This window comes from Thermovirga lienii (genome assembly GCF_036847465.1).
Classification (GTDB): Bacteria; Synergistota; Synergistia; order Synergistales; family Thermovirgaceae; genus Thermovirga; species Thermovirga lienii.
Window position 1 is genome coordinate 1 of sequence record NZ_DAITZW010000070.1, and the last position, 3084, is coordinate 3084.

At 48.2% G+C, this 3084-nt stretch carries 3 protein-coding genes; 2 read left to right on the forward strand and 1 reads right to left on the reverse strand.

Going from position 1 to position 3084, the window contains the following annotated elements:
• Positions 1-436: 436 nt before the first annotated feature.
• Positions 437-1423: an HAD family hydrolase gene (locus V7Z69_RS09665; RefSeq protein WP_334139777.1), complete on the forward strand. Its 987-nt coding sequence runs from the start codon at positions 437-439 to the stop codon at positions 1421-1423.
• Complete coding sequence (locus V7Z69_RS09670; RefSeq protein ID WP_014163652.1) at positions 1413-2732, forward strand: replication-associated recombination protein A; 1320 nt, start codon at positions 1413-1415, stop codon at positions 2730-2732. The genes V7Z69_RS09665 and V7Z69_RS09670 overlap by 11 nt, the downstream gene beginning before the upstream one ends.
• Here V7Z69_RS09670 and V7Z69_RS09675 read toward each other — a convergent pair.
• Positions 2729-3084, reverse strand: a 356-nt coding sequence (locus tag V7Z69_RS09675; protein WP_334139778.1) for a YdcF family protein, incomplete at its 5' end; no start/stop codon positions are given. The genes V7Z69_RS09670 and V7Z69_RS09675 overlap by 4 nt on opposite strands.

Genomic DNA, 3084 nt, shown 5'->3' on the forward strand with positions numbered 1-3084 from the left:
ATTCTTTAAAACCCGTCAAAATAAACGTTGCCACCTTTGGTGGGGACATCTTGGAATCAAAGGGAATTAAAGAGTTTCTGCTAGATTTTGGGATAAATTTATAGCTATTTTGGTTTTGGACGCAAGGATTTAGAAGTATGTCTGAACTTACAACAACCAAGGTGATGTGCTATAATTTACATGGTGACACGTGGGACCCTGCGCTGTACGTGATGCTAGAAAGAGTCTTGAGCCAACACTCGACCACGGGCGGGGCTGGCGTCCCTTCCGGCAGAGAAGCCTAAGGTTTCAAAGCTAAGGTTGGGCAGGCCCCCATATGAAAAGGATCGGGTCAAGACCTTCTAATCACGGCAGCCGCGGGGCACGGTCGTTTATAAGGGTATGAAGCTTGCAGAGCCTCATACCCTAAATTTTTATGAATTGTGTGGTGGTATAAGTGCCCTTTATCTTCCCACCTTTTTGGCATCCAGCTCAAGCTGGGGGCTTTATCCTCGATTGGGATGGAGTTCTGGCCAACACCAAGCTGAACTTTCAGAGAATAAGGGATAAATACTTCAACGGCCGCTTGGTGCCGCTCCTCGAGTCAGGTCGTCTGTTGGAAGAGAAAAAGAGGCTAGAACTGGAAAGAGATCTACTTGAGGTGGAGATGGAAGGTGCTAGAAGAGCTACCCCTGTGCCAGGCGCCATGGAGCTTATCAAGTGGTTGGAAGACAACAATAAACCCTGGGCTGTGGTATCGCGAAACTGCCTCGCTTCAGTCCAAGAGGCTGCGTCACGTTGTGGAATAACGCTACCGAAACATGTCTTCACCAGAGACCAGGAGCCAATAAAACCTGACCCCAAGGCACTTTGGATGGCAGCAGAGTGTTTGGGTATTCCTTACGAAAATTGTGTAGTGGTTGGAGATTTTTTGTATGACCTGCAAGGCGCAAGGAGGGCTCGAATGAGAGCCGTTTTGGTGGAAAGGAAGGGAGAGTCCTGGGCTTTTTGGGCTGATGCGGAATTTGAAAGCGTCAAATGCCTCGTGGAATCCTTGAGAAATCCTGCTCCACTAGTTCCTTGGGAATACAAAAACCTAGCTGAAGAAAAAGGAGAAGAATGGCTAAAGGAGGCATGGCAAGAGGACGTCCTTTTGCCTGCTGAATCTCCTCTGGTGCTAGACATAGCCTATGAGGCAGCGCGGTTGGGGGTAGGATGCATGGTCGTTGATGAGAAATCCCAAATATCGTTAGAACATTGGGCTGCTTCCAGAATGTTGACCCTGGATTGGGTAGGAAGGACAATTTGGGAAGGTGTAGATTCCCTAATCAAGGACAGGTTCCCTCAAGTGAAGGTCCGTACTGGCTGCGAAGGAATAATGTTGCCGCAAAAGCCAGAAGAGGTGGAGTCATTTATGGAGGAGAGAATAGTGCATGGAAAATGAGTCCCTACTGTGGAAGGATTTCGACAACGCCCAAGAAAAGAAACCAAATGACGAAACTCCGCTGCCTGAACGAATGAGGCCCAGGACCATTGATGAATTTTTGGGACAGCCTCATCTGATTGATGAAGGCAAGCCCTTAAGAGCCCTTTTGCAATCGGGAAAAGTTCCTAATTGCATCCTGTATGGCCCACCAGGTGTGGGGAAGACATCCCTTGCGAGAATAATGGCCTCCATGACAGGGAGGCACTTCATAGAGATAAACGCAGTTACCTCAAATGTGACTTCTCTAAGGGATGTTTTGGCGGAGGCCATTGAGTGGAAAGCGCGATCTGGCAAGGCCTCTGTTCTCTTTGTGGACGAAATATATCATTTCAACAAGCAGCAACAAAACGTGCTTTTACCTTTCGTGGAAAAGGGAGAAGTCGTCCTAGTGGGTTCAACGACGGAGAATCCGTGGTTCGAGATAAATAAGACCCTTTTGTCTAGAATGGTCGTCTTCGAACTTTACCCCCTGGGCAGAGATGCCATAGCTGATTTGCTTATGAAAGCTTTAGAGGACAAAGAAAGAGGTCTTGGTATGTTGGAACTACGTCTGTCCAGGGAAGCTTTGGAGGCGCTAGTTCTACTTTCAGGAGGGGATGCAAGGCAGGCCCTTTATCGTCTTGAGGTGGCTGCCGTGGCCACAGCAGCTAGGGGCGCCAATGTCATAGAGAAGGATATACTCAAAGAGGTTTCCCAAGGTTCTTTCAAGCGTTATGACAGGGCTCAGGATGAACACTATAAGGTTATTTCCGCTCTCATAAAGAGCATGCGGGGATCAGATCCTGATGCTGCCTTATACTGGCTGGGTAGGATGATATCTGGAGGAGAGAACCTGCGTTTTTTGACCAGGAGGCTGCTCATATTTGCGGCGGAGGACGTGGGACTGGCGGATCCCCAGGCCCTTTCTCTGGCAACAGCAGCGGCTTATGCTGTGGACATGGTAGGGTATCCTGAGGCGAGGATAATACTTTCGGAGTTAGTTATATATTTGGCTTCGACCTTGAAAAGCAATAGCGCTTATTTGGCGATCGACAGAGTGCTTTCGGCTATAGAGAAAGGGGACCTAATGCAGGTTCCAAGGCATTTGGACCCTCACGGCGAAGGTTATAAGTATCCCCACGACTACCCTGAACACTGGGTTCCCCAAAGGTATCTTCCCGAGAATAGAAGATTTTACTTTCCCCAGGAAGTAGGCGCGGAAAGGGCGTTGGCGCAACGGTTAAAAAAACTTTGGAGACGTTTCAGGGAGAATGGAGGCAACAGTTAGTAAATAATCTTGTAGGCTATCAACCCTATATATTCCCGCAGGGCAAGGACGTTTTTTGCTGTGGTTACGGCCAGAAAATCAAGAGGATCAAGGGGTTTTTCGTCTGCCAAATAACCTACAGGCCAATGGTAAAGCTTGGCTTCCTCTAAGTTTTGCATGGCACACCACGATGCCCTTTTCATGTGGAAAGCACTGGTGACCAGGATTATTTCCTTGAACTTGCGTTTCGTGACGATATCTTTGATGTTGGCCATGTTTTCCCATGTGGTTCTAGCCTCTTCTTCCAGTATTATCTCTCCCGTAAAGCCAAGCTTTTTAAGCAGAATGGATATGGCTTTGGCAGCGGAGATAG